The organism is Halobacillus mangrovi, assembly GCF_002097535.1.
GTDB classification, from domain to species: domain Bacteria; phylum Bacillota; class Bacilli; order Bacillales; family Halobacillaceae; genus Halobacillus; species Halobacillus mangrovi_A.
This window is the reverse complement of record NZ_CP020772.1, coordinates 431,024-455,861: the sequence shown is the minus strand read 5'-3', so window position 1 is coordinate 455,861 and position 24,838 is coordinate 431,024. Positions and strand designations below refer to the sequence as shown.

22 protein-coding genes are annotated in these 24,838 nt (G+C 42.6%); 6 read left to right on the top strand and 16 right to left on the bottom strand.

Going from position 1 to position 24,838, the window contains the following annotated elements; genetic code table 11:
- Positions 1-77 precede the first annotated feature (77 nt).
- The gene (locus tag HM131_RS02410; protein ID WP_085027585.1) at positions 78-617 is read left to right on the top strand and encodes a GNAT family N-acetyltransferase; all 540 of its coding nucleotides are present in this window, start codon (positions 78-80) and stop codon (positions 615-617) included.
- A gap of 125 nt (positions 618-742) precedes the next feature.
- On the opposite strand, the gene HM131_RS02405 is transcribed toward HM131_RS02410, so the two are convergent.
- Positions 743-2,197 (bottom strand): NAD(P)H-binding protein, encoded by a 1,455-nt coding sequence (locus HM131_RS02405; RefSeq protein ID WP_085027583.1) that lies wholly within the window; start codon positions 2,195-2,197, stop codon positions 743-745.
- A gap of 181 nt (positions 2,198-2,378) precedes the next feature.
- Here HM131_RS02405 and HM131_RS02400 point away from each other — a divergent pair, with 181 nt between their 5' ends.
- Positions 2,379-3,593: a dicarboxylate/amino acid:cation symporter gene (locus tag HM131_RS02400; RefSeq protein WP_085027581.1), complete on the top strand. Its 1,215-nt coding sequence runs from the start codon at positions 2,379-2,381 to the stop codon at positions 3,591-3,593.
- A gap of 315 nt (positions 3,594-3,908) precedes the next feature.
- A complete protein-coding gene (locus HM131_RS02395; RefSeq protein ID WP_085027579.1) occupies positions 3,909-5,288 on the top strand; it encodes a M28 family peptidase in 1,380 nt (459 codons plus the stop codon).
- Positions 5,289-5,346: 58 nt separating this feature from the next.
- On the opposite strand, the gene HM131_RS02390 is transcribed toward HM131_RS02395, so the two are convergent.
- From HM131_RS02390 to HM131_RS02375, 4 genes are all read right to left on the bottom strand, one after another.
- Complete coding sequence (locus HM131_RS02390) at positions 5,347-5,904, bottom strand: cysteine dioxygenase (protein ID WP_085027577.1); 558 nt, start codon at positions 5,902-5,904, stop codon at positions 5,347-5,349.
- Positions 5,905-5,917: 13 nt separating this feature from the next.
- The gene (locus tag HM131_RS02385) at positions 5,918-6,826 is read right to left on the bottom strand and encodes a DMT family transporter (RefSeq protein ID WP_085027575.1); all 909 of its coding nucleotides are present in this window, start codon (positions 6,824-6,826) and stop codon (positions 5,918-5,920) included.
- A 133-nt stretch (positions 6,827-6,959) separates the two neighbouring features.
- On the bottom strand, positions 6,960-8,126 hold the full coding sequence (locus HM131_RS02380; RefSeq protein WP_157130743.1) for a lactate 2-monooxygenase: 1,167 nt from the start codon (positions 8,124-8,126) through the stop codon (positions 6,960-6,962).
- A gap of 55 nt (positions 8,127-8,181) precedes the next feature.
- Entirely contained in the window at positions 8,182-8,742 is a 561-nt protein-coding gene (locus HM131_RS02375; protein ID WP_085027570.1) for a GNAT family N-acetyltransferase, read from the bottom strand.
- 121 nt (positions 8,743-8,863) lie between these two features.
- Here HM131_RS02375 and HM131_RS02370 point away from each other — a divergent pair, with 121 nt between their 5' ends.
- Positions 8,864-10,123: an MFS transporter gene (locus HM131_RS02370; RefSeq protein WP_085027568.1), complete on the top strand. Its 1,260-nt coding sequence runs from the start codon at positions 8,864-8,866 to the stop codon at positions 10,121-10,123.
- A gap of 110 nt (positions 10,124-10,233) precedes the next feature.
- Here the strand turns inward: HM131_RS02370 and HM131_RS02365 are convergent, their stop codons facing one another.
- On the bottom strand, positions 10,234-10,668 hold the full coding sequence (locus tag HM131_RS02365) for a universal stress protein (protein WP_085027566.1): 435 nt from the start codon (positions 10,666-10,668) through the stop codon (positions 10,234-10,236).
- A 256-nt stretch (positions 10,669-10,924) separates the two neighbouring features.
- On the opposite strand from HM131_RS02365, the gene HM131_RS02360 reads away from it, so the two are divergent.
- A complete protein-coding gene (locus HM131_RS02360; RefSeq protein ID WP_085027564.1) occupies positions 10,925-12,598 on the top strand; it encodes an FAD-dependent oxidoreductase in 1,674 nt (557 codons plus the stop codon).
- A 34-nt stretch (positions 12,599-12,632) separates the two neighbouring features.
- Here HM131_RS02360 and HM131_RS02355 read toward each other — a convergent pair whose 3' ends face one another.
- The 4 genes from HM131_RS02355 to HM131_RS02340 all read right to left on the bottom strand — a co-directional run bounded on the left by HM131_RS02355 (position 12,633) and on the right by HM131_RS02340 (position 17,350).
- Entirely contained in the window at positions 12,633-13,937 is a 1,305-nt protein-coding gene (locus HM131_RS02355) for a PucR family transcriptional regulator (RefSeq protein ID WP_232324850.1), read from the bottom strand.
- Positions 13,938-14,108: 171 nt separating this feature from the next.
- Complete coding sequence (gene pruA / locus HM131_RS02350; RefSeq protein ID WP_085027562.1) at positions 14,109-15,656, bottom strand: L-glutamate gamma-semialdehyde dehydrogenase; 1,548 nt, start codon at positions 15,654-15,656, stop codon at positions 14,109-14,111.
- Between the two features lie 31 nt (positions 15,657-15,687).
- Positions 15,688-16,605 (bottom strand): proline dehydrogenase family protein, encoded by a 918-nt coding sequence (locus HM131_RS02345; protein ID WP_085031743.1) that lies wholly within the window; start codon positions 16,603-16,605, stop codon positions 15,688-15,690.
- Between the two features lie 268 nt (positions 16,606-16,873).
- Entirely contained in the window at positions 16,874-17,350 is a 477-nt protein-coding gene (locus HM131_RS02340) for a flavodoxin domain-containing protein (protein ID WP_085027560.1), read from the bottom strand.
- A 412-nt stretch (positions 17,351-17,762) separates the two neighbouring features.
- Between HM131_RS02340 and HM131_RS02335 the strand changes: the two genes are divergently transcribed.
- Positions 17,763-18,131, top strand: coding sequence for a VOC family protein (locus tag HM131_RS02335; RefSeq protein ID WP_085027558.1), 369 nt, complete (start codon positions 17,763-17,765; stop codon positions 18,129-18,131).
- 18 nt (positions 18,132-18,149) lie between these two features.
- Here HM131_RS02335 and HM131_RS02330 read toward each other — a convergent pair whose 3' ends face one another.
- The 6 genes from HM131_RS02330 to HM131_RS02305 form a co-directional block, all read right to left on the bottom strand.
- On the bottom strand, positions 18,150-18,539 hold the full coding sequence (locus HM131_RS02330) for a YbaN family protein (protein ID WP_085027556.1): 390 nt from the start codon (positions 18,537-18,539) through the stop codon (positions 18,150-18,152).
- 221 nt (positions 18,540-18,760) lie between these two features.
- A complete protein-coding gene (locus HM131_RS02325) occupies positions 18,761-20,437 on the bottom strand; it encodes a glycoside hydrolase family 13 protein (protein WP_085027554.1) in 1,677 nt (558 codons plus the stop codon).
- 35 nt (positions 20,438-20,472) lie between these two features.
- Positions 20,473-21,297, bottom strand: a complete 825-nt coding sequence (locus HM131_RS02320) for a carbohydrate ABC transporter permease (RefSeq protein WP_085027552.1) — start codon at positions 21,295-21,297, stop codon at positions 20,473-20,475.
- Complete coding sequence (locus HM131_RS02315) at positions 21,297-22,157, bottom strand: carbohydrate ABC transporter permease (protein WP_085027550.1); 861 nt, start codon at positions 22,155-22,157, stop codon at positions 21,297-21,299. Before HM131_RS02315 ends, HM131_RS02320 begins: the two co-directional genes overlap by 1 nt.
- 103 nt (positions 22,158-22,260) lie before the next feature.
- Complete coding sequence (locus tag HM131_RS02310; protein WP_085031741.1) at positions 22,261-23,535, bottom strand: ABC transporter substrate-binding protein; 1,275 nt, start codon at positions 23,533-23,535, stop codon at positions 22,261-22,263.
- A 264-nt stretch (positions 23,536-23,799) separates the two neighbouring features.
- Positions 23,800-24,792 (bottom strand): LacI family DNA-binding transcriptional regulator, encoded by a 993-nt coding sequence (locus HM131_RS02305; RefSeq protein WP_085027548.1) that lies wholly within the window; start codon positions 24,790-24,792, stop codon positions 23,800-23,802.
- Positions 24,793-24,838: the final 46 nt, after the last annotated feature.

Below are 24,838 nucleotides of genomic sequence, written 5' to 3'. Positions count from 1 at the left end.
CTCTCGTTTATACTTGTCTTTAACGACGATCATGACAAGAAAACAGGGATATGAGAAAAGCACATGGAGGCTAAAAAATGAATTTAAAATATGAAGTCATCCCCGAGGGAAGAATTGAGTTATGTAAAGATTTATGCAATGAACTTATGGCTTTTCAAAAGTCTAAAGCTTACATAAAACCTGAGTTATTTGACGACATGAATTTTGACACACGGATGATCCCTTCCATCCAGAGTGCGACACGCAATTATACTGTCGTAGTTAAAGATAATGATCAACCTGTCGCTTACGTTTATGCCAATATCTCTCCGAAAGAGACCTATTCCAATGATTTTGCCACTTTTTTTGATCCTGATTCTGTAAAAGGAAAGGATGTGGGTTGCTTATCTCAATTTTATATAAAAGAAGGGTACAGAGAATACGGAATTGGCTCTACCCTTTTCAACATGTCCATACAGTGGATGAAGCAATTTAATGATGTGGAAGAGTACTTTATCTTTGTATCAAATGGAAATCATAATGCATTAGATTTCTATAAACGTAAAGGGTTTAACGTAAGTCATGATATATTAGATGGTTTTATAACTGTTTTGCGAAATAATAAGCAGAGCTGCTAAAGATTGTTAAATGAAGCCATCTTCTCAGAAGGTGGCTTCTCTTTATTCATCAGGAATAATTTCAAAAGGGCTCTCTAAAATATCTATACTTGCTCCCTTGCCACTTCCTCCCCAACACCGGAATTTTATGAATCATGGATAGGAAGAGACATCAAAGTTGGTTGTCTTCTTTTACCCCCTCCCTCGCTTTGATATCCACCTAATTTCTGTAAATGATTACGAAATAAGGTCATAACCAATAAATGTACTTTTGCCTGGGTGTACTTGTAAAAAAACCAGGGGAGTGATGGCATGTAATCATGAATGGCTACGATGGCCTCTTCTTTATCGGGAATTTTCCTGAATTCCAGCCGCCCGCGAATATTTTTTTGGTTGTCAGCAAGCCATCCTCCCGTAATGTAGTACAGGGCGCGATCTGACGTACTTCGTTCTTTGGAATAAGTCAACTCTAAAAGCGGAGTTTTATTAAAAACAAATCCGATTTGGCAGCCGAGATTCCCATCTACTTCCGTTTTGATCCAAGGGTTTAACACTTCTTCAAGCCATTTTACATAATATTTGGCTACCCAATCAGCATCCCGGCCTTCTGGAATCGGCACCCTCTGGACTGAACGAACGTCATACCGGACGGGAGAAAGCGTGAACAGCTGATTTTTTGGACGGGTTCCACTTTCCTCAAGCGCATCTTTTGCCGCTTCTTCAAAAGGAGTGCTTCCATGGCTCCATACAGGATGTGTATGATCCTTCTGCACTGTCATCGGATGGATCAAGCTTTCAACTAGTGGATAAACCATTTCTTTCGGCGAACCTGTAACAAACCGGACCCATAGTCGGGAAAGATGCACAGTCATGAATGGAACAGGGAGCATTTTCGGGTCTCTCCCAATTATATCTGCTAATTTTTCCATCATGGATTTATAAGTCATGACTTCAGGGCCTCCAACATCAATGGAGCGATTGCAAAGTTCCTCATTTCCGACACTGTGATGCAGCGTTTTCAATACATCAGCTAAAGCAATCGGCTGTGTTTTTGTTCTTGTCCATTCTGGCAGCAGCATAAACGGCAGCCGCTTAACAAGCTTCGCTAAGATGGGAAAAGAAGATCCTTTAGGACCGACGATAAGTCCTGCCCGTATAGTCGTGACCGGCACTCCATACGCACGCAGAATATTTTCCACTTCGAGCCTGCTTGATAAATGGCGTGATAAAGATGATGCTTCTTCAGGTATGATTCCACTTAAATAAATGATTTGTTTAATTCCTTGCTTTTTTGCTGCTTGCGCAAAGTTATCAGCAAGGATGACGTCCATATCTTCAAAGGATCCTTGCGTCAGTTTCGCTGAAGGCATCATAGAGTGCACCAAATAAACAGCGATATCTGCTCCTTCAAGAGCTTTTTCAGCATCAGCCATGGAATACAGATCACAGGAGCGCCACGTCACTTGTTCACTGTCTTCATACTGATCTCCATTACGGGAGAGAGCAATGACCTTCGTATTTTTCGTCAGTTTGTTCATTAAGTTTTGACCTATATAGCCGCTTGCTCCTGTTAAGGCGACAACGGGTTCCTTATTTTCCATCAGCTCACCCCTTTTCTTTTGTTATAGTTGGGTACCCTAAATAAGAAAAGCCTTAACGTTCGAGCATGGACTTTGACATATCCTCTTTCATGCTTTACCTTAATGTAGGAAATATAAATACTACTATTTTGATAAGGATTAATGGAATTATCCACTTACTCGTAGTAAAAGGAGGACTAACATGAAAAAATTGTGGAATTCATATATAGGGGCATCTTTGATTAAAAAGATCACGGTTGCCTTAATTCTCGGGATCCTGACAGGTCTGATCTTCGGAAAAGACGCTGCTGTTCTGGCGCCGTTTGGCGATTTATTACTTCGTCTTCTTAAATTCATTATCATTCCACTCATACTCTTTACGTTAATCGTTGGTGTCAATCAAACCAATATCGGAAGCCTTGGACGTATGGGAGGAAAAGTATTTCTATACTATTTAGCGACATCTGCTTTCGCTATCTTAATCGGGGCAGCGATCGCTAGCTTGTTCAAGCCGGGCCAAGGGATGTCCCTGTCCGGTAACGAGAGCGTTGAAGTACCCGAAAACCCTGGTGTTACAAGCGTCCTGTTAAATATCGTACCAGATAACATTGTGGTGGCCTTTACGGAAATGAACCTATTAGGCATTATTTTTACAGCGATCGTATTCGGAATCGCTATTGCCTACTTGCGCTCCACAAAGTCCTATAATGAGATTGCCAATCAGCTTTATAATGTCATCGATGCATTGAATGAAGTGACCTTAACGGTAATGAAAGGCATTCTCCAATATGTGCCGATCGGTATTTTTGCTATTATTGCTGAGATTGTCGGCAGTCAGGGAGCAGATACGCTACTATCTCTGGGGAACTTCATTATGGTGTTATATGTAGCGTTGCTCGTCCAGCTGGCCATTTATATCGGTCTGCTTGCGGTGACAAAAAATTCACCAGCGGCCTTTTTCCGCGAAGCACGCACACCTATGCTTACAGCGTTTGTAACACAGAGCAGTTCTGGAACGCTGCCAGTTACACTGAACGCCGCTAAAGGCCTTGGGCTGAACAGAAGCCTGTATGGCTTTAGCCTGCCTTTAGGTGCCACGATTAACATGGACGGTGCGGCCATCCGTATTGCCGTCTCCGCGGTTTTTGCCGCCAATGTCATAGGAGAACCTTTGAGCTTTGTATCCATTTTGCAAGTCGTCATTGTGGGTACGCTAGCTTCTGTAGGTACGGCTGGAGTGCCGGGTGCCGGAATCATTATGATTGCCACTGTATTCTCCCAGGTCGGTCTGCCGATGGAAGCTGTTGCTCTTCTTACAGCTGTTGATGTGCTTGTCGGTATGGGAGCAACCGCGTTGAACGTAACAGGTGACCTTGTTGGTACGTCCATCATCAATAAGACAGAGAAAAAAGAATAACACATGCGATCAAGCTGTGGAGAATGATCTCTCCACAGCTTTTTTATTTTGTCAGAAGCTTTTTACCCTATGGAACTTAACACATAAAAATGAATCATTCGTACCAACCCTGCATTAACCCCTGCTCAAACATCCTTCTCCTGTACGTTATTCCCTATAGTTTCGACATTATCTCTAAAATCTTAACAAAGCGATATAGGAAATTCGGTATATACTCCTAAAACTATCAAAACACTCCAAAAAATTCTAATATTTGCCATATTTTGATAAATTACCATATAGTAAATTTATAACCTATCTAAAGGAGGAAATGAAATGTCAAAGAAAGCGCTTACCGTTTTGCTGGCAGGAGGTTTAGTCCTTAGCTCTGCTCATGCAGCAGTAGTTGATGCCAACCCTCATGCACCAAATGCTCAGTCTGATCATGCTTTTGACAACAAGATCATTAAAAAGATCAAAGAAGATCGTATGTACAATCAAATTGCTCTCTTGTCTGAAAGCCCTCGTGAAGCTGGGACACAAGGAGAGTACAATGCCGTTCAGTACATTAAGAGCGAGTTTGAAAGCTACGGGTACGAAACAGAGTTACAGCCGTTTGAATTTGAAGCAGGCTGGGAAGGAACTTCGACCATCACAATCAATGGAACCGATTTTGATGGGGACGTCCATACGTTTAATGGTTCTGTTGATGGCACGGTAGAAGGTTCTCTCGTCTATGTTGGACTGGCTTCAGCTGACGAAGTAACGGTTGACCTTGACGGTAAAATCGCATTAATCGAACGCGGAGAAATCAGTTTTTATGAGAAAGTGCAAAATGTGCTGGATCAAGGGGCTGAAGGAGTGATTATGTTCAATCGTGAAGGAGCGGAAGGCAATGACTTTGGCTATACATACGATGGACAAAATATCCCTGCCGTAGCCATCAACCGTGATGCCGGACTTCAGCTTGTTGAGCAATTAGGGGCTGGAGAAGTTATGGCAACCGTTTCTGTAGAAGGATCAGGGCCGATCTACGGCACCTCCTATAACGTTATCGCAACGAAAAAGCCGCACAAAAATAAAGACACCGGCCAAATCATTACGGTAGGTGCCCACCATGACTCCGTTGAAGGCGGGCCTGGTGCGAACGATGACGCTTCAGGTGTCTCCGGCGTACTTGAACTCGCAAGAATTATGGCTAAAACTCCGACAGATACCGAATTACGTTTTATGACGTTCGGTGCAGAGGAGAAAGGGCTTGTGGGATCATACCACTACGCGAGTACGTTAAGTCAAGATGAAGTCGATCGTACGGTCGCTCATTTTCAAATGGATATGATCGGCAGCAAAGACGCTGGAGACTTAATTATGTTCACACCAGATGGAGAGAAGAACCTCGTGACTGACCTCGGGGCTTCTGCTGGGGCAAGAGTTGCGGAAGAAATGATTGAATATGGCCAGCTTGGACGCAGTGACCATGTCCCGTTCTTTGAGCGTGGAATTCCAGCAGCTTTATTTATTCACGCTCCTCTAGAGCCATGGTACCACTCACCTGAAGATACCCTGGATAAGATCAGCAAAGAGAAACTTAAAGAAACAGTAGAAATTGTAGGTGCTGGGGTGTATGAAATTGCTCGCCCAGACTCGCCTGCCCTGGAGAATGCCAAAGTGGCTCCAGGACCAGTTGAGTATGATTTTGAAGATCGTCCATTATAGTAAAGTAAAAAGCTTGCAGGATTCGCTTCCTGCAAGCTTTTTTTGTCCATATCAACCTTCATCCTCTTTGCAGCTTAATCTCTTCAAGTCGCTGCCGCTGCTCTTCCGGCCACCAGGCCCCACAATCACTCGATACAACACAGGCGGCACAGGTTTCAAGATCATACACTTTCATGCCGCGAATAGGTGGTGAGTACAAGTGCAGGGTGACAAGCGGTTCATCGCCTTGACTCCCCATTTTGTGAATCCCTTTTTTAGGTGCGAAAAAGAGCTTCCCTTTTTCTTTAATCTCTGTAAAAAGAGGTTTCGGAAGCTCATTCCCTTCCGCTTTGTAAATCGTCTGCTTCGTTTCTCCGCTCATAACTCGGATCCAGCCGGAGGAATGACCGTGATCGTGAGGAGCACATGCAATGTCAGCCCAATTCATCACAATCATTTCCACATGGTCATCTTGATAGAGCAGTTGGCGGTAATATGGTTTTCCCTCCGGATCGTGCAAAAATTCCATCAGTTCCTCTAGTGACACATCTAAATCCAGAAGCGCTTTCTTCAAGTCTTCTGGCTGATGGGATTCAAGGTCTGAGAACTTTTCCCGAACCCTTTGTTTAACTTCCATATTCTGTTCCTCCTTATTTAAAGGGTTTCCCGAGCCTAAACCTTTCTTGAACGAGCATGACCCCGAAGATGATCAAACACCCTCCAAGGAGTGAGGAGGCCATGAACCGCTCATTCAAAAGGATGATAGCCGCTATCAGTGTAGCTAACGGTTCAAAATACATGAAAACAGACACTTGAGAAGCCTGCATGACTTCAAGCGCCTTCGCCCAGTACCAATAGGCAACCGCTGATACGAAGATGCCGAGAAAAAGCAGATGGGCCCAATGCTCTGACTCTAGAGTGGCAAGCTGCTTGAGCCCCTTGTTCCGTACGAAAAAAGGAAGCGTCATGATAAAGCCGATCATACTCATATAAAATGTAACGACAAGTGATGGCATTGGAATCGCAAGTTTTTTCAATAAAACAGAATAGACAGCCCAGTTTAACGTACTCGCTATCATCAAAAAATAGCCGATGCTAAGCGAAAATCCGATTGAACGGCCGTGTCCAACCGTCGTTATTAGAAGAACCCCTGCCACAGCGATGCTGATGCCTGCAACCTTTCCGATACTTAATTTTTCCTGCAAAAATATCAGGGAGAGTAAAACGGTAAAGATCGGTGATAAGGAAATAAGCCAGCCGGCATCGGACGCTTGAATCGTCAAAAGGGCAGAGGCCTGGACGACCTGATGGACAAAGACCCCAAGAATGCCGAGAATGAGTAAGTGAGGTAAGTAAGCAAGTTTAATACTCAAAGGATAGTGAAACAAAACGACAAGTCCGAGGAGAAACAAAGCTCCTATTCCAAAACGGACAACAAGTAGTGAGAAAGGATCCATTTTATCCAATACCGCTTTGGTTGAAACGAAAGAGCCCCCCCAAAAGGTGATGGAGAGCAACGCGTAAAGGGAGGCACCAAACCTGAAATGAGAGAGTCTCATGCGTAAAGTCCTTTCCTATGAAGTCTCTCTTCAATATATGCGGAGATTGGACAGGCATGAGAGCAGAATCATAGTAAAGGAACACGGTTAAAAGAAGCGGTTCCCATGTAAAAAGGAAACCGCCGTTGGACCGTCAATCTATCTTCATAAGTACCGATCGATTCAAATCTGCAATCGACTTCTGCCCCGCCAATGCCATCGTCAAATCAGCATCGGCCAAGAGGTTCCTCAGAACTTCATGTACTCCTTGTTCTCCCGCTACAGCAAGGCCATACATACATGGCCTTCCGACTAAGACGGCTCTCGCTCCCAGAGCAAGGGCTTTGACGACATCAGACCCTCTGCGTATTCCGCTATCCATTAACACCGGAATTTCATCCTGGACCACATCGCATATCAAAGGGAGAGCATCCAGCGCACTGATCGCGCCGTCCACCTGTCGTCCACCATGATTGGAAACGACGATGCCATCCACTCCATGCTCCATTGCAAGTTGAGCGTCCTCAGGGTGAAGGATTCCTTTTAACAAAATCGGCAGACTCGTATGCTTCCTTAAAAAGGAAAGGTCACTCCACGTCAAACCTGGATTTCCAAACGTGTGCGTCCAATGCATGATCGCAGCAGTCGGGTCTTCTTCCGGGGACACGGGCAATTGAGAGCGGAAAGCTGGATCCGTCAGGTAGTTCCCCACCCCTTCTCCGATCAGAAACGGTAAGTACACATTTTTCAAATCATACTCGCGCCAGGCCATCATCGGAGTGTCTAAAGTGACGACAATCGCTGAGTACCCTGAGGCTTCCGCCCGCTTCAGAAAGCTTGCTGTCACTTCTGGATCTTTGTTCCAGTAAAGCTGAAACCATCTCGGTGCACCCCCCATGACATCCGCTATTTCCTCCATCGACTTCGTAGAGGCGGAGCTTGTGATATAAGGGACGCCCATGTCCGCGGAAGCTTTGGCTGATGCCAGTTCTCCATCAGGGTGAATGATCGATTGGACACCTATAGGGGCGTGCATGAGTGGTGCCACGTATGTTTGTCCAAATAATTCAACCGATAAATCACGGTTCTCTACATCCCTAAGCATGCGGGGCACAATTTTCCATTCGTTAAAGGTACGTAAATTCGCATCCATCGTCTCTTCACCGCCTGCACCCCCGGCCACATAATAAAATGGGCCGTCCTCAAGCTTTTCGCGTGCGAGTGCTTCCCATTCTTCATATTTGACTGGAAGTCTGTCGGGATCAGGATTCGGCATCGTCTGATAAACCTTGAACTGAACCTGGTTGCCAAAATTGGACATTCTGTTCATTTCCTCCCTCAAAAAATGGTACATTATGGATTATATTTTCATTCTATCACACTAGATTGATAGCGTTTACATTTTTTCGAGAGGACAATTCCAATTGGAGATCCCTTGGTTCTCGTTGATAGATTTCTTCATTCACTTCAGCTGCGAGGACACATCCCGTCTTTTTATAAAAGGCCTGGGTTTCCACAGACGGATGTGCGCCGATATACAATTTCGATGCCCCTAATTGTAAAGCCTTCTTCTTTACAGCAACCATCAGTTCCTCCCCGATCCCCCGGCCTCTGAATTCTCTGCTTACGTGGATATAAGAAAGCTCCAAATACTGATTCCGGCTCCCAAAGTGTTTGCCTTCAATCACAGCAAATCCTGCAAGCTTAGTGATCTCGAACACAGCGATCACTGCACCGCCCTGCTTTAGTACATTCTTGAAATGGCTCGTGATTTCATGTTTCTTATCTGTTGACCAGTCATCATCAAAACAGTCCTCTTTTTCCAGTAGTTTTACCCCTTGCTGATAAAGCACCTTTGTTGTCTTTTGTGTCCGATCAAATTCATTCAGCATCGTATCCTCTATATCACGTATGGATAACGATTGAATCGTAATCATCTTTTTCCTCTTTTCTAAATTCCGCCTCTAGACGGAATAGATTTCGTTCCCTGGCTCATCGTCGGATGAAAGTCAGAGTCTTAAGCTAATAGTAACAAAACAAATAAAGGCGGGATGATTCATGTCAGTAAAAGAAGCAGCATTGATTACGAATGAAAAAACAGAAAGCATACCATCGGTTTTTAAAAATAAGAATTTTCTTCTTTTATGGGGGGCTGCTCTTTTATCGAGCTTCGGGATCTCCTTTTTCCTTTTTTCCCAAAGCTGGTATGTCGTCAACGTGTTGAACTTGGAAGCTTCTCTCGGGTTCATTTATATTGCAGCAAGTATTCCAAGGCTATTGTTCATGATCATTAGCGGCACCGTAGCCGACCGCTACAGCAAAACGAAAATCATGTTTTTATCCGACTTTCTGCGAGGGATCCTTTTAGCAGGACTCGTCGTCTGGTTTTTGTTCGGTGGGATTACGTTGTGGACATTTGTTGGCTTCGCCTTTTTCTTCGGCATACTCGATGCCTTTTTCTGGGCTGCGGAGAGTGCTGTCATTCCTTCCATTGTCCATAAAGAAAACCTGACGCGTGGAAACTCGATTATCCAGATGACGAACCAAACGTCATTTATCCTGGCCCCTATGATTGCAGGCGTCCTTATTGCTTATGGAAGTTATGTCACTGTGTTTGTGACAACCGCTGTGATGCTTATCATCGCGAGTTCGCTCGTCTTCTCTATGAAAATAAATGAGGACGCTACCCAGCAGGAAAATAAAGATAAAGCGTTCTGGGAGACATTTAAAGAGGGGATTGTCTATGTAAAAGAATCGCGTGTACTGACTCTGATCGTACTTGCTTCCATCTTGCTGAACTTGTTTATCGTGGGACCTATGTCGATGGGACTTCCCCTGTTTGTTAAAAACATTCTGAACGGCACCGCAGTTGATTTCAGTTTTCTTGAAGCGGGTCTTGCTGGGGGAATGCTCGTCGGATCGATCCTGATCGGGATTTTGAATGCGAAGAAAAATCGCGGAAAGCTGACGTTAACGACACTGGTACTTTCCGGACTCGCTTTTACGGGATTAAGCTTCACGAACGAGTTATGGCAAAGCATTGTCATGCTGGGATTATTCGGCATGTGCCTCTCTTTTTCCAATATTTCTTCGATATCAGCGATCCAAAGCATCATCGACGAAAAAGTGTTGGGACGTGTGATGGGATTGGTTTCTCTTGCTTCGATGGGGTTGATTCCTGTAAGTTATGCCATTACATCAGGGGTGCTTGCTTTAGGAGTGGCGATCGATCATATCATGGCGGTTGGTGCTGTGTTAGTTTCCTTGTTTGCCGCATTCGTTTTTCTAACATTCAAAGAGCTGAGAGATCTTGATTAATGAACAAAATCACAAGCGCCTTGGAATCAGAGTGGAGCCCCACACCGTAAAAAATTGCCTTATTAAAAAAAGTGTCTTCCTTACAAATTCAAGGAAGACACTTCAATGAACTATTTTATAACAAGGACAGGGCAGGTCGCATGCTGGACAATGTTGTTACTGACACTGCCGAGGAAGATCCGCTTCACGTTGCCTAATCCGCGGCTGCCGACAATAATAAAATCGATATCATTGGCTTCGGCATACTCACATACCTTTTCCCCCGGATTATTCTCTAACTCTCCAACAACGACCTTTGTGACAACAGAGACATTCTCTGATTCGATCTCCTGTTTAATTTCCTGCATTTCAAATTCATAGTTTTTCGCCATTTCATCCCCTATTTGCTTAGAAACAGCTTTGTTTGTGAATGGTCCTGTAGGTTTGACAACGGAGACGATGTGAATCTCTCTGTCTGGTGTTTCCACTGAATGATTTTTCGCTTCCAGTACGGCCTGTTTACTAGGTTCACTGCCATCATAAGCGACGAGGATTTTCTTAGTCATGGGGAAACCCTCCAAATTATAAATTTTATGATCTAACCTACACCTTTATTTTATCACATTTGATAGCGTTTTCCTATGGAATAGGAGGCTTTTCACCCAGTTTGTGATATTTGTCACAAAATATACACTGGTGGGTATATTGAAATCTGATCTCTCAGGGAGTACAATTTAACTATCAACTAATTGTGAATTAATTCACATCTTATGAACAATATAATACCCTGTAGTGTATTTACTTATTGAGGAGTGAGGCTGGATGGCTAAAAAAATTATTATTGTCGGCGGTGTGGCTGGAGGAGCTACAGCTGCAGCAAGACTTCGTAGACTTAGTGAAGAAGATGAAATTATTATGATTGAAAAAGGAGAGTACATCTCTTTTGCGAATTGCGGGCTGCCCTATTACATCGGTGACGTGATTACCAACCGAGATTCCCTGCTTGTCCAGACGGTTGAAGGAATGTCCAAAAAATTCAACCTTGAAATCCGCAACCTCAGTGAAGCAATCGGAATTGACCGGGAGAATCGCACGCTTGCTATTAAAGATTTGCGTACCGGAGACGTGTATAACGAAAGCTTTGATCGATTGATTCTATCTCCAGGCGCACGGCCGATCGTGCCTCCTTTTGAGGGACTTCAGGAAGCCAACCATGTGTTCACTTTGAGATCTGTCCCTGATACTGATCAAATCAAGGCATGGGTGGACAACAAACAGCCTGAGAAAGCTGTGGTGATTGGCGGAGGTTTTATCGGTTTAGAGATGGCAGAGAATTTAGTCCACCGCGGGGTAGAAGTGACACTCGTAGAACTGGGCAACCAGGTGATGGCACCGCTAGATTATGAAATGGCTTCTCTCGTTCACAAGGAATTAGTGGATAAAGGAGTCCAACTGATTTTAGAAGATGGAGTGAAGTCATTTGAGGACGAAGGAAAAACCATCGTCCTTGATAGCGGCACGAAACTGTCCAGTGACCTTACGATTTTAGCGATCGGTGTCCGTCCTGAAAACGAGCTAGCCGTACAGGCAGGGCTTGAAGTCGGCAAACGCGGCGGAATCATCGTCAACGAGCATCTCCAAACAGAGGATCCTGACATTTATGCAATCGGGGACGCGATCGAGGTCAAAGATTATATTCAGCACGTTCCAACGATGGTACCGCTCGCATGGCCAGCCAATCGCCAGGGAAGACTTGTGGCGGATCATATCCACGGAAAAGGTGTTTCGTATAAGGGGACGCTGGGAACTTCTGTAGCAAAAGTCTTCGATTTAACCGTTGCAGCAACAGGAAATAATGAAAAAGTTTTATCTAGATTAGGGATTGCATCAGAAGTGGTTCACATCCACCCCGCTTCCAATGCTACCTACTATCCAGGCGGCCAGCCACTTGCCTTGAAACTGATATTTGAACCTGAAACAGGCAAACTATTCGGCGCGCAGGCTGTTGGATACGAGGGAGTAGAAAAAAGGATCGATGTCATTGCCACAGCGATTAAAGGCGGATTAAATGTGGCAGATCTGGCGGATTTAGAGCTCGCCTATGCTCCTCCTTATTCTTCTGCCAAAGATCCTGTAAATATGGCGGGATATGTGGCTTCCAATATCGTCGACGGTGAAGTAAACATCGTCCATTATCACGAGATCGATAGAATTATAGAACAAGGAGGCCTGCTTGTGGATGTCCGTGAGCCGGAAGAAAGAGAAATCGGCTTTATTCCAGGCTCCATCAATATTCCGCTTGGGGATCTACGGAATCGGATTGAGGAGCTGCCAAAGGATCAAACCATCTACATCACTTGCCAGGCTGGACTTCGCGGCTACCTCGCTACGAGGATTCTGAATCACAATGGATATGAATCTAGTAATTTGAGTGGAGGATACAAAACCTATCAAGCTGGTAAATGCGTATGGAAAGAAAACGTCGTTCAATCATAAAGTAAAGGGCAGCCACGGCGGCTGCCCTTCTGATTTATTGTAATGCTGATTTATAGCGCTGATAGTAAGCTTCTACATTGTTAAGCAGGAGGAGCTCCGTGTACAAATACGCCTTCATATTAAAGTTGGAAAAATCGATGTTTGTGAGATCCTGAATTTGTTTGATACGGTAATTGAGCGTGTTCGGATGGATAAACAGTTCTTGTGCGGTCTGTTTTCCTTTTCCGTTATTACTCATATAAACCTCAAGCGTCTTTAGGAGGTCCGTCTGCTTCTCTGCGTCATTTTGAATGAGAATAAGCAAGTCCTCACTGTAGTAATCTTCGGAGCTGTTTTTCTCATATAAAGAAGCCAAATAACGGTAAATGCCGAGTTCAGCGAATTCACGCGGCATCGACTCAGGGCGCGGACTGATGAAGTTGGCTGTCTCGATCACTTCAAGCGCTTCAAGAAAGCTTTTTCTCATAAAATATAAACTCGTGTATTCCTTCCCGACGCCTATCAGGTAATTATAGAAATTATCCTCCTGGGTATCCTCTTTCACATCTTCAATGAATGCCCGGGCTAGCCTCCTTGATGAAAACTTCTCATCCTTATTGCCTTCTAAGACGAGGATGATCTGAAACTCGGATTTCAAGAACTGAATCCTTTTTCTAAAGTTTGAGCGCTCAATCGTCTTTTCCAAATAATCGAGCATGTATGTGTACTGCGGGGCGACGACAGAAAAGACGAGCACAGAGAAGCGTTCCGGCAAGTTCAGCTTGGCAAGTGACGCTTCATGACGGAACTGGCTTTCACTGCCGTACTCATGATGCAACAGTTGCCAGAGCAGCTTCTCCTTCTTCCCTTCTTTGGCATTGACTTTCGTGTACACATCATAGACGAGCTTACCTAAATGAGGAGTCACTTCCTCAAGGAAGTCCAACTCTTCTTGATTCATCCTGTGATCAGATTCCTGTACCCATATGTACGCCATCGTGTGGCCTAAGTGTTTCGCTGCGATAACAATCCGCTGCTCAAACCCTAATTCTTCGATCGGGTGCACACGAATCGGGTCTGGATTTCTCTCTAACTTTTGGACAATCCCTTCCTTTTTCAGACGATCAATAATAAAGATGGGACACTTTTTCGAGAGAATGGTCTTCTGCTGGGTTTGATCAAAATCATCGAAGGACGCACTGTAGGAGATCAGTTCAAAATTCTTATTCTCAATGATGACTGGCTTCTCCAGCTTTGAGCTGATGAGTTCTGTCGCTTTATGAATGTCATCGGTCTGCAAGATCAAATCTTTTATTTCCATTCGAATCCTAACCTTTCCAAAGGGAGCTGAAACGTACATAGATATTACCCTCCATTATATCGATTTAGTCTTGAAAGAAAAAGAAAAATTCATTTCCTGCTTTTGGATTGGATAGGTGAAAGGAGTTACGCTTAGTTGATGATAGACCTTAGAGTTTGAAAAAGCTCAGAGTCTTGAAGACTCTGAGCTTTCCACTCTATGGTTCGGGCCTTAGTATTTTTCAGAGATTGTCTTCGCTTGCATGTGAAGCGCAAGATAATCTGGGCCTCCAGCTTTGGAATCCGTACCGGACATCTTGAATCCGCCGAATGGCTGATAGCCGACAATGGCTCCTGTGCAATTACGGTTGAAGTACAGGTTACCAACATGGAAATCGTACTTCGCTTTTTCAAGGTGATCGCGGTTATCAGAAATGACAGCACCAGTTAGGCCGTATTCGGTATTGTTAGCGATATCGATCGCTTCATCAAAGCTTTTCGCTTTTGTAAAGCAGACGACAGGTCCGAAGATCTCTTCCTGCTGCATGCGGGAGTTAGGGTCAAGGTCAGCGAAGACGGTTGGCTCGATAAAGTAGCCTTTAGAATCATCGCCTTTACCGCCTGTAACAAGACGTCCTTCTTCTTTACCGACGTCCATATAGCCCATGATTTTATCAAAAGCGCTTTGGTCTACAACTGGACCCATATAGACATTTTCTTCAGAAGCGTTACCTACTGTAAGTTTTTCTGTACGTTCTTTGACCATTTCAAGCACTTGATCATAGACGTCTTCATGAACGACGGCACGGGAACCGGATGAACATTTCTGTCCAGAGAATCCGAATGCAGAAACGATGATCGCCTCAGCTGCCGTTTCGAGGTCTGCTTCTTTGTCGACGACGACGGTATCTTTACCACCCATTTCAGCGATGACTTGTTTCAAGTGGTTTTGACCTGCTTGAATTTCAGCAGCACGCTTGATGATGCGTGTACCTACATCGCGGGATCCTGTAAAGGAAATAAGCGCTGTCTTCGGATGATCAACAAGGTAGTCACCCACTTCGCCGCCACTACCAGGAACAAAGTTCAAGACGCCTTTCGGAAGGCCTGATTCTTCAAGCACTTCAACGAATTTCGCTGCGATGACCGGGCTGTTACTTGCCGGCTTCATAACGACCGTGCTTCCTGTAACAAGTGGTGCAACGGTCGTACCAGCCATAATCGCAAACGCAAGGTTCCACGGCGGAATGACAACAGCTACCCCAGTAGATGTGTAGATGTAGCGGTTTTCTTCGCCTGGACGGCTTTCCACCGGCTTGCCTTCTTTCAGCTCGATCATTTGACGGCCGTAATATTCAAGGAAGTCAATCGCTTCAGCGGTATCCGCATCGGCTTCTTTCCATGGCTTACCTACTTCGTAAACGAGATAAGCAGAGAACTCATGCTTACGGCGGCGGATCTTGCTTGCTGCACGGAATAGAATTTCAGCGCGAGCACGCGGATCCCATTTTCTCCAATCTTCAAAGGCAGTTGCAGCCGATTGGACCGCTTTTTCAGCTAAATCAGCATTTGCTTTGGATACCGTTCCTACCACTTGCTTCGTATTGGCAGGGTTTGTCGAAGTAATTTGATCATCTGTACGGACACGTTCGCCATCGATGAGTAGGTCATGTTGCTGCCCCAACTCTTCTTTTACTTGTTTTAAAGCTTCCTCGAATGCTTTTTTGTTTTCCTCGATTGTGAAATCTGTAAATGGTTCGTGTTTGTAAGGCTGTACCATGTGAACATGCTCCTTTCAAAATGATAAAATTTTATTTGCTGAAAATTCCTTTGAGCGCAAAGGCTATGTTGGCCGGACGTTCAGCGAGACGCCGCATAAAGTACCCGTACCAATCCTCCCCGTAAGGAAGATAGACGCGGACGTTGTAGCCCTCTTTCACCAAATCAGCTTGCGTCTGGTTGCGCATCCCGTACAACATTTGGAATTCATACCGGTCTGTCGGGATGTTGTGCTTCTTCACTAAATTCTTCGTAAACTCAATAATGGCGTCATCATGACTGGCAATCGCTGTATAGTTGCCGTTCAGCAGATTCTTTTCAATCATCTGCTTCAAATTGTCATCCACCATCTTCTTCTCTGGAAAAGCCACTTTGCCAGATTCTTTATAGGCACCTTTCACAAGTCTTAAATATGGATCATAAGAGTCAAGCTCGTCTAAGTCTCCACATGAGCGGTAGAGGTAGGACTGGATAACTGTACCCAAGTTGGAATACTTGGCTTTCATCGTTTTGTAGATTTCCAGTGTAGCCTCGCACCTTGAGGAGTCCTCCATATCAATGGTGACGGTCACTCCATGCTTTTCTGCTTCCTGCAAAATGTTTTCCATATTTTCATAGACAAGCTCACGACTGATATCCAGCCCGAGCGATGTCAATTTAAGAGAAACTTCTGATTGAAGCTGATACTGAGCGATGGATTGTATCGTATGGATGCACTCCTGCGCCCGCTCCTTTGCTTCAGATTCACAGTTTACAAACTCACCTAAATGGTCGACAGTGACCTGTAACCCTTCTTGGTTCAATTGTTGTATTAACGGAATTGCCTGGGAGAAGGTTTCTCCTCCAACTATCTTGTCAGCCCCAAATCTCGTGCCGAAACGCTTTGCTAAGCGGTCTAACAACTTGTTGTTAGAAAGGTATAAGAAAAAATTCTTACTGATGGCTTCCAAGATCACCACACCCCTTTCATCTCTCCTATTTGAACCAAGCGGTTTTACTTTAGGTGAAATTCAAATATTTTTATATTTTTTATTGTTAAGAAAATTGTAACGAATAAGTGAAGGCCCTTACAACGTGTCGAGACCACAAAGATAGAACCCAAGTTTTATAGTTTAACCACAACGACCTAACGTAAAGACCCCTCAGGTCATCCATAATCTGGATGACCTGAGGTGGTAAATATGAGGTGGAAGATAACCCCAAACCACACTACACCCTTTACCCTTCAATTGTATGAGCGAATTGTTTGATGACAGGTGGAGAAAGTTTAGAGACACTTCCTTCGATGCCTCTCGCGCGGAGTGTCATCTTTTCAAAAGCACTTAACTTACGAAAATCGAATTCATATCCAAATACTTCTTTAACTACAGCATGAACGTAAAGCTCGTAAGGGAATGCTTCCTCCAATTCTTCTTCTTGAACAAACAGATCTTCTACTCCAGCACAGATAAACAATCCGACTCGTTTTTGCAAGAGAGTATCCAGATGATTGTAAACATAGGCTAAGATCTTTTTATGTAGTCTGCCCATATAAATTGGACCGCCGAGAATAACGTGATCGTATTCTTCCAAATCAACTCCCCGTACGTTCTTAACGTTCACGATTTCCACTTCACTTGCCAACTGCTCCTTTAACAACTGTACAGCTTTCTCTGTACTTCCATGTTTCGTTGCATATATAATGATGGTTTTCATAAGGATCCTCCTAACTAATTACTTGATTCGTATTTTGTTCATATGGATACAAAGCGGCAGGCGGTACTTTTAATTCGATATAAAGAGTGTGTTTATTCAAGCACGAGTACCAATGCTTGCCATCCAAAGAACCGTTTTTCCCACCTCAAATAAGATTTTAGTTTTTAAAATTGCTCGATATTTCACAATCTATGTCGCCACTTCTATTTTATCCCTTTATTCAGTCGAGAATAATAGTGTAGTATGACTAATCTGTGACCTATCTGTTTAGAATTTGTGAACAATTAAAACATATAAAAAAAGACTCCTGGATTGGAGTCTTGATAAACAGCTTAATAGGAACTAGATGAAGAAAAAGCTTTCGAAGCAAAACATGGTTTGAGTTATAATGAAATGAAAAAGGAGTGACTTTATGGAAATCCGTAACATCGGCCAAATCGGTATCCCTGTCAAAAACTTGGAAAGAGCAACACTCTTTTATCAAAACTCGCTGGGACTCCCACTAATTTTCAACACAGACACCATGGCCTTTTTCTCTTGCGGCGACCAGCGCCTCATGTTGACCTTGCCCGAAAAAGAAGACTTCGAAAGCCACAGCTCCATCCTTTACTTCTCAGTCGATGACATACATACAAGTTATGAAAAGATGAAGTCTGAGGAAGTAATATTCATTGATGAACCTCACCTCATTGCAAAAATGGATCATACCGAAACCTGGATGGTGTTTTTCCATGACACAGAAGGTAATATTCAAGCGCTTATGAGCGAGCTTAGTACGTAATTGTTTCACGTGAAACAATTACGCCTCGTCGTCTTCAGGCTTCAACGTCTTCGTCATGTAGATGACTACAGTGAAAAAGCATGCTCCGAATATAAAGCCAATCTTCAAGAATATATTGGAAGCAATATAAAAGGCAGAAAATAAGAATGAAAACCAAATCATGACGAGCACAGATATTTTTGCTTTTATAGGAATGCCTTTTCCTGCTTTATAATTTCGTATATAGCTTCCAAACCACTTATTCGTCATCAGCCAGTTGTATAAACGGTCCGAACTTCTCACATAGCATGCAGCTGTGAGAAGTAAAAACGGAGTGGTCGGAACTAAAGGCAGTACAATCCCGAGCACACCCAGTCCAAGGGATATACTGCCGATGATGATCAGTAATACTTTTACGAATTGTTTCATAGGTGATCCCCTCAACACATAGTTTCTATCCATTAGTGTACCATTTTACCGGAAAAATTCTGATAGAAACGCAAAGAAAGAATCAACGCGGATATGCATTGATCCTTTCTTTATGCCTTAAACACTATTACAATGTATATTCAATCTCGTCTAAACCTTCTACAAGCCACATCGAATGAACACTGCTACTTATTAGAAGAAGAGCCATTTAAATCATAAGATTAACTCTTAATCATATACCTGTATACTCTTGCTTCATACGGCATTAACTTAAGTCGGGTGACTTCTTGAGAAGCGTTTACACAATAATTGCTTATCATTAATTCCGCGTGTTTATGGTTCAAGTGGTCTGGCAAAATGAAGTCTGCTTCCTTTGAAAATAGGTTTGTAATCACTACCATTTTTTCATCGCTAAGAGTCCGGGTATAAGCAAAAACCTGATCATGTTCTGGCAAAATCAACTCATAATCTCCGTAAATTAAAACAGGATGATCTTTGCGTAATTGGATAAGATTTTTGTAGTAATGGTAAATGGAGTGATGATCATTTATCGATTGATCCACATTGATGTTTTTAAAATTAGGATTCACCTTCAGCCAAGGTATTTCATCTGAAAAGCCGGCATTTTTTCTATTCGACCATTGCATGGGTGTACGAGAATTATCACGTCCTGATTGCCAGATCACTTCCATAACCTCTTTATGGGATTTGCCCTCATCCATTTCATTTTCATAAAAATTTTTTATGGCCACATCGTTATAATCATCTATAGAAGGAAATCGCACATTTGTCATGCCTATTTCTTGACCTTGATAGATAAAAGGTGTTCCTTGCATCAAGAAATACAAGGTTGCCAAACACTTACTAGATTGGCTATGGAACTCCTGATCATCCCCCCATACAGAAACAGACCTCGGGAGATCATGGTTTTCTAAAAACAAAGCATTCCACCCTATATTATTCAGCCCCGTTTGCCATTTTGTAAAAACGGTTTTTAACTCATGGATGTCTAACCCATTGTTTTTCCCTTTTTGCCACAGGTCATTGTGTTCAAATTGAAAAATCATATTGAACTTTCCTTCTTCTTCCCCAACCCATTCTTCTGCTTCCTCTACAGTGACACCATTGGCCTCTCCGACGGTCATAATGTCATACTTACTGAACGTTTCATCCTTTAGCTCTTCTAAAAAGTACTGGATGCCCTCCTGATTCCTATGCCCTTCAAGGGAAGAAGCATATCTTTTATTTTCAGGATTAGAGACGTCGGGAAACCCCGGGGCTTTTTTAATATGAGAGATCGCATCGATCCGAAATCCATCGATCCCTTTTTCTAACCACCAGTTAATCATTTCATAGATATCTTTTCTTACTTTAGGATTTTCCCAATTCAAATCTGGTTGTTTACGAGAAAAGATATGCATGTAATATTCCTCAGTTTCAGGGTCAAACTCCCATGCAGAACCTTCAAAGATAGACGCCCAGTTATTCGGTTCTTTTCCGTCTTTACCAGGGTGCCAAATGTAGTAATCTCTAAATGGATTATCTCGCGAAGATTTAGATTCAATAAACCAGGGATGTTCATCAGAAGTATGATTGATGACAAGGTCCATGATCAACTTCATCCCACGGTTGTGAACTTCGTTTAACAACTCATCGAAGTCTGACATACTTCCAAACTCAGGCATGATCGCTTTATAGTCTGAAATATCGTATCCGTTATCATCATTAGGTGAGCAATAGATAGGACAGATCCAGATCACATCAATGCCCAGTCCTTGTAAGTAATCTAACTTCGATATCACTCCCTGAATATCACCGATTCCATCACCATTTGAATCCATAAAACTTCTAGGGTAGATCTGATAAACAACTGCTTCTTTCCACCATTTTTGTTTCATTCTCTTCTCCCTTTACTTGATTTTTTAAAAACTAGTTATTTTACAGCTCCTTCGGAAACTCCTTTAAGAATCTGCTTTTGTGCAAAGAAATAGAAGATGATGACTGGGATGATCGCAAGTGTCAGCCCAGCTAATGCCAGATGCCATTGCTTCGTGTACTCCCCGAAGAAGAAGAACATTTTCAAAGGGATTGTCGCGTTGGCTTCATTAAGGACAAGGGAAGGCAATAGATAATCATTCCAAATCCAGATCACATTCAATATCCCCACAGTAACGGATATCGGCTTAAGCAACGGAAAGATAATGTACCAGAATAATTGAAAGCGATTGGCCCCATCAATAATGGCAGCTTCATCGAGCGACTTCGGAATGGAGGTCATTGCCCCATGATACAAGAAGATCGATAAACTACACCCGAACCCAAGATACATAAAAATCAACCCTGCGGCATTCAACATGTCTACTTGGCCAAAAATCGAGACAAGAGGGATCATGACAGATTGAAAAGGAATCAGCATAGCTGCCACAAAAACAAAAAACAGCCCGCCACTTAGCTTGCTTTTATTCCGAGCTAAAGCATAGCCTGCCATCGCTGAAAACAAGATGATTACAGCAACACTTACTCCTGTAATAAGCACAGAGTTAAATAGTGACTTCAAAAATTCCAAATCAACAAAAGCTTGTACGAAGTTTCCTAGTGCAACCGAGTCCGGTAACCCAAGAACACCTGTAAAAATCTGTTTTTTTGTTTTTAACGCATTTACAATCATAAGGTAGAAAGGCGCAATCCAAATCAAACCCAATACTAAACCAAGCACTTCAATGGAGAATAGATTTCTTTTTTCCTTATTCCTTTTCATTACAGATCTACCTCCCGTTTTTTATTGTAATAAACCTGTGTCAAAGCAATCACGGCTACAATTAAAAAGAAAATCACAGCTTTCGCTTGAGCGTAAGCCATTTCATTATCTGAGAAGGCTGTTCGTACAATCTCCATCGCTACCATTTGCGTAGAATTAAATGGCCCGCCATTCGTTAATGAGAGGTTCTGATCATAGATTTTAAAAGCCATAGATAACGTTAAAAACATACTGACCGTAAAAGCAGGGGCTACAAGTGGAAAAATAATATTTTTGAAGCGCTGAAGAGCGGTTGCCCCATCAATTTGAGCTGCTTCAATTAAATCCTTGGGTATATTTTCCAGGTAAGCAATATAGATGATCATGATATAACCTGCCATCTGCCATGATGTTAGTATGACAAGTCCCCAAAATCCTGTCTCTGGTGTAGAAAGCCATCCTTGCATACTCTCTAATCCAAGAAGATTTCCAACATCTCCAAACACGCTGATGAAAATAAACTGCCAGATGAATCCCAGGATTAATCCACCAATTAAATTAGGCATAAAGAATACTGTTCGAAGTAGATTACCAGATTTAATTTTACGTGTGACAATCAATGCAAGACCAAGTCCAAATACGTTTAAAAGAATCACCGTTACGACAGAGAATTTCACGGTGAACCAAATTGAATTCATAAATTCTTCTTCTTGGAATAGGTTAATATAATGTTCAAGCCCTACAAATGATGTAGCTGTAAGACCGTTCCAATCGGAAAATGAAAAAACAAATCCATACACAAACGGGAAGACAACAACGACCGTCAGGGCTAACAGCACCGGCGAAAGAAATATCCAAAACCACTTACTTTGGTTACTCATGGAGCTCCTCCTTATTTTTTATTTCACATGACCTTATTCGAAAGATAATAGGGAAAGCTAACAACCTCTCTTTTCGATTGTTAGCTTTTCTCAGAAAAAGGGTTTATTTTCTCAACTCTTCCCACTTCTTCTTAGAATCTTCTTCTAGTTCTTCCCAGGTCATTTCTCCACTCAAATACCTCTGAACGTTTCCTCCTAAATAATCTCCCCACACGCCGGGATATCCAAGAAGTACCCAACCCGTAGTGTGGCCTTCAGATGAATATTCGTAAATTTCCTTTGAAATAGGATCCGCTATTTTGCTCGTATCAAACCCTTCATAAGCAGGAATGAACTTAAAGTCTTCTAAGACAGCCTCTTTTCCTGTCTCGGAGGTGTACATCCAATCAAGAAAGTCCTTCGATGCTTGAATCACTTCATCATCACTGTTTTTGTTCACGGCCCAGTAGTTAGGAATCCCTACAGGAAGTTTCCCTTCAGATCCCTCGACTGGGATTGGCAATATTCCTACGTTGTTCTCAGCGAACTCCTCGTCCATTTGCTGAACGGAAGGATAAATCCAGTTCCCTTGCTGTATCATCGCTACTTTTTGAAGAGAGAAGTACTCCTCCACCTGCTGAGAATAATCCAAACTCAGTACCGGTTGAACCGAGTATTCTGCCTGCAAATCAATCATCCGTTTAAACTCATCTCCTTTTTCAAACGCTACGGACTCTGAATTGTAAGCTTCCAAAACTTTTTGGTTAAATTCTGACGCAAGAAACACATTAGAGAGGTGGTTGCCCGGGACCCATTTTTCCTTCGCAGGGAAAGCAAATACCGCTTCAAGACCTAACTGATCTTTTTGACTGTCCAGTTTCTTCACGGCGCTCTCAAGATCCTCATATGTTAGAATTTCATCTGGATTTATTCCAGCTTCTTTAAATACTTTCTTGTTGTAGATAAAACCGTAACCTTCTTGATTGAACGGTAACCCGTGGACTTCCCCATCTTTTGTGACAGGATCAAGGCTTCCATCTAAGGCTAAATCTGCTGCTTTTGTATCAGATAAATCACTCAAGTATTGTTCGAATCTAGCAGCTTCCGTTGGGCCAGCGGCACTGAAAATTTCCGGTTCATCCCCTGAAGCGATCTTCGTTTTTAGAGAGGCAGCATAATCAGAACCTCCACCTACAGAGGTGATTTTAATATCGACGTCTGGATTTTCTTCTTCATATTTCTCGGCAAGTTCCTCGAATTGATCTTTAAACTCTACTTTCCCCTGAAAGATTTCGATGGTCAGTTGGTCGGCATCGGAAGACCCTGAAGATCCAGAGGAAAACGAGCAGCCTGTTAGTAAAGCACCTGAAACAACTACAGTTGAAATAAGTTTTTTCATCTTCACATTCAACACTCCTTAATTATGATATCGGTTTCATAAACACTTAAAAAAATTAAATCGTTAAACCCTTAAAAATAAAGGAACATACAATAAAACGTGCGGTGTGACATTCCATTCATTTGTGAGACCGGTTTCATAAAATATTAAAAAAAATCATCTCCTATAAGGCGTTTTAGTATTGTTTTGAATTATAAAGGAATATGATATCGGTTTCAATAGTTATTTTAATTTTTTGTTTTTAATGAAATTTAGAAATCAGACTTATGTGGACCCTCTTATAATTAGTTCCACTGGTAAATCTACATCTTTAGGATTGACAGCATTCTCTTGCATCATCAGTGCTAACCCTTCTGCAGCCTTTTCTCCCATCAATGATATCGGCTGCCTGATTGTTGTGAGTTTCGGGTCAAGCATCTCAGCAATCGGCTGATCATCAAAACCGACGATTGCTATATCATCAGGAACGGTTAGCCCCTGGTCTTTTGCCTCTATCATTACTCCCGCAGCAATCTCATCACTGCCTGTAAAAATGGCTGTAGGTCTATCATCCATAGAAAGAATCTGTTTCATTACTTCTTTTCCATCTTCAATCGTATGCTGGTTGATAAATATCCAATTGGTGTTAACAGGGATACCAGCTTCGTCTAAAGCTTTTTGATAACCTTGATTTCGATCTTTATCTTTACCATCTTCAGCAAATAAGCCTCCAGTGCAATATCCTATCTTTGTGTGCCCCCGATCAATCAAGTGTTTCATTCCTGTATAACTTCCAATGGATTGATCTAATTTTACTTTTGGCACGCTAGTATTAGTTAAGTATTCATTACAGAATAAAATGGGGCCATATTTCGTATAGGGCTCTATGACCTCAAAGTTGTTTTCCACAGAGGTCATGATGATTCCGTCTACTTGTCTCGTTTTTAATAGATTCAAAAACGACAACTCTTTTTCCTTATTTTCATTGCTTTGAAAAATGAGAAGCTGATAATTATTTTGATAAGCCGTTTGTTCAATGGCATCCACTAAATAAGAAAAGAACGGATTTACAATTCTTGGAACAATTACCCCCATAGTACTTTTCAATTGACCTCTTAACCTTCTTGCGGAAGGGTTAGGATAGTACCCTAACTCGTCCATCGCCTTTTGTACAAGCTCTCGTTTTTCTTTTGAAATGTAAGGATGGTTATTAATAACGCGTGACACGGTGGACTTTGAAAGTCCTGATCGCTTTGCAACATCTGATATCGTCACCATAGTACTTCCTCCAAGCTCTAATATGAAACCAGTTTCATATTATTTT

Excerpts from the sequence above, each read along its gene's own strand:
- HM131_RS02410 (WP_085027585.1), top strand. The coding sequence starts at position 78 with ATGAATTTAAAATATGAAGTCATCCCCGAGGGAAGAATTGAGTTATGT.
- HM131_RS02405 (WP_085027583.1), bottom strand. The coding sequence starts at position 2,197 with ATGGAAAATAAGGAACCCGTTGTCGCCTTAACAGGAGCAAGCGGCTAT.
- HM131_RS02400 (WP_085027581.1), top strand. The coding sequence starts at position 2,379 with ATGAAAAAATTGTGGAATTCATATATAGGGGCATCTTTGATTAAAAAG.
- HM131_RS02395 (WP_085027579.1), top strand. The coding sequence starts at position 3,909 with ATGTCAAAGAAAGCGCTTACCGTTTTGCTGGCAGGAGGTTTAGTCCTT.
- HM131_RS02390 (WP_085027577.1), bottom strand. The coding sequence starts at position 5,904 with ATGGAAGTTAAACAAAGGGTTCGGGAAAAGTTCTCAGACCTTGAATCC.
- HM131_RS02385 (WP_085027575.1), bottom strand. The coding sequence starts at position 6,826 with ATGAGACTCTCTCATTTCAGGTTTGGTGCCTCCCTTTACGCGTTGCTC.
- HM131_RS02380 (WP_157130743.1), bottom strand. The coding sequence starts at position 8,126 with ATGTCCAATTTTGGCAACCAGGTTCAGTTCAAGGTTTATCAGACGATG.
- HM131_RS02375 (WP_085027570.1), bottom strand. The coding sequence starts at position 8,742 with ATGATTACGATTCAATCGTTATCCATACGTGATATAGAGGATACGATG.
- HM131_RS02370 (WP_085027568.1), top strand. The coding sequence starts at position 8,864 with ATGTCAGTAAAAGAAGCAGCATTGATTACGAATGAAAAAACAGAAAGC.
- HM131_RS02365 (WP_085027566.1), bottom strand. The coding sequence starts at position 10,668 with ATGACTAAGAAAATCCTCGTCGCTTATGATGGCAGTGAACCTAGTAAA.
- HM131_RS02360 (WP_085027564.1), top strand. The coding sequence starts at position 10,925 with ATGGCTAAAAAAATTATTATTGTCGGCGGTGTGGCTGGAGGAGCTACA.
- HM131_RS02355 (WP_232324850.1), bottom strand. The coding sequence starts at position 13,937 with ATGTACGTTTCAGCTCCCTTTGGAAAGGTTAGGATTCGAATGGAAATA.
- pruA (WP_085027562.1), bottom strand. The coding sequence starts at position 15,656 with ATGGTACAGCCTTACAAACACGAACCATTTACAGATTTCACAATCGAG.
- HM131_RS02340 (WP_085027560.1), bottom strand. The coding sequence starts at position 17,350 with ATGAAAACCATCATTATATATGCAACGAAACATGGAAGTACAGAGAAA.
- HM131_RS02335 (WP_085027558.1), top strand. The coding sequence starts at position 17,763 with ATGGAAATCCGTAACATCGGCCAAATCGGTATCCCTGTCAAAAACTTG.
- HM131_RS02330 (WP_085027556.1), bottom strand. The coding sequence starts at position 18,539 with ATGAAACAATTCGTAAAAGTATTACTGATCATCATCGGCAGTATATCC.
- HM131_RS02325 (WP_085027554.1), bottom strand. The coding sequence starts at position 20,437 with ATGAAACAAAAATGGTGGAAAGAAGCAGTTGTTTATCAGATCTACCCT.
- HM131_RS02320 (WP_085027552.1), bottom strand. The coding sequence starts at position 21,297 with ATGAAAAGGAATAAGGAAAAAAGAAATCTATTCTCCATTGAAGTGCTT.
- HM131_RS02315 (WP_085027550.1), bottom strand. The coding sequence starts at position 22,157 with ATGAGTAACCAAAGTAAGTGGTTTTGGATATTTCTTTCGCCGGTGCTG.
- HM131_RS02310 (WP_085031741.1), bottom strand. The coding sequence starts at position 23,535 with ATGAAAAAACTTATTTCAACTGTAGTTGTTTCAGGTGCTTTACTAACA.
- HM131_RS02305 (WP_085027548.1), bottom strand. The coding sequence starts at position 24,792 with ATGGTGACGATATCAGATGTTGCAAAGCGATCAGGACTTTCAAAGTCC.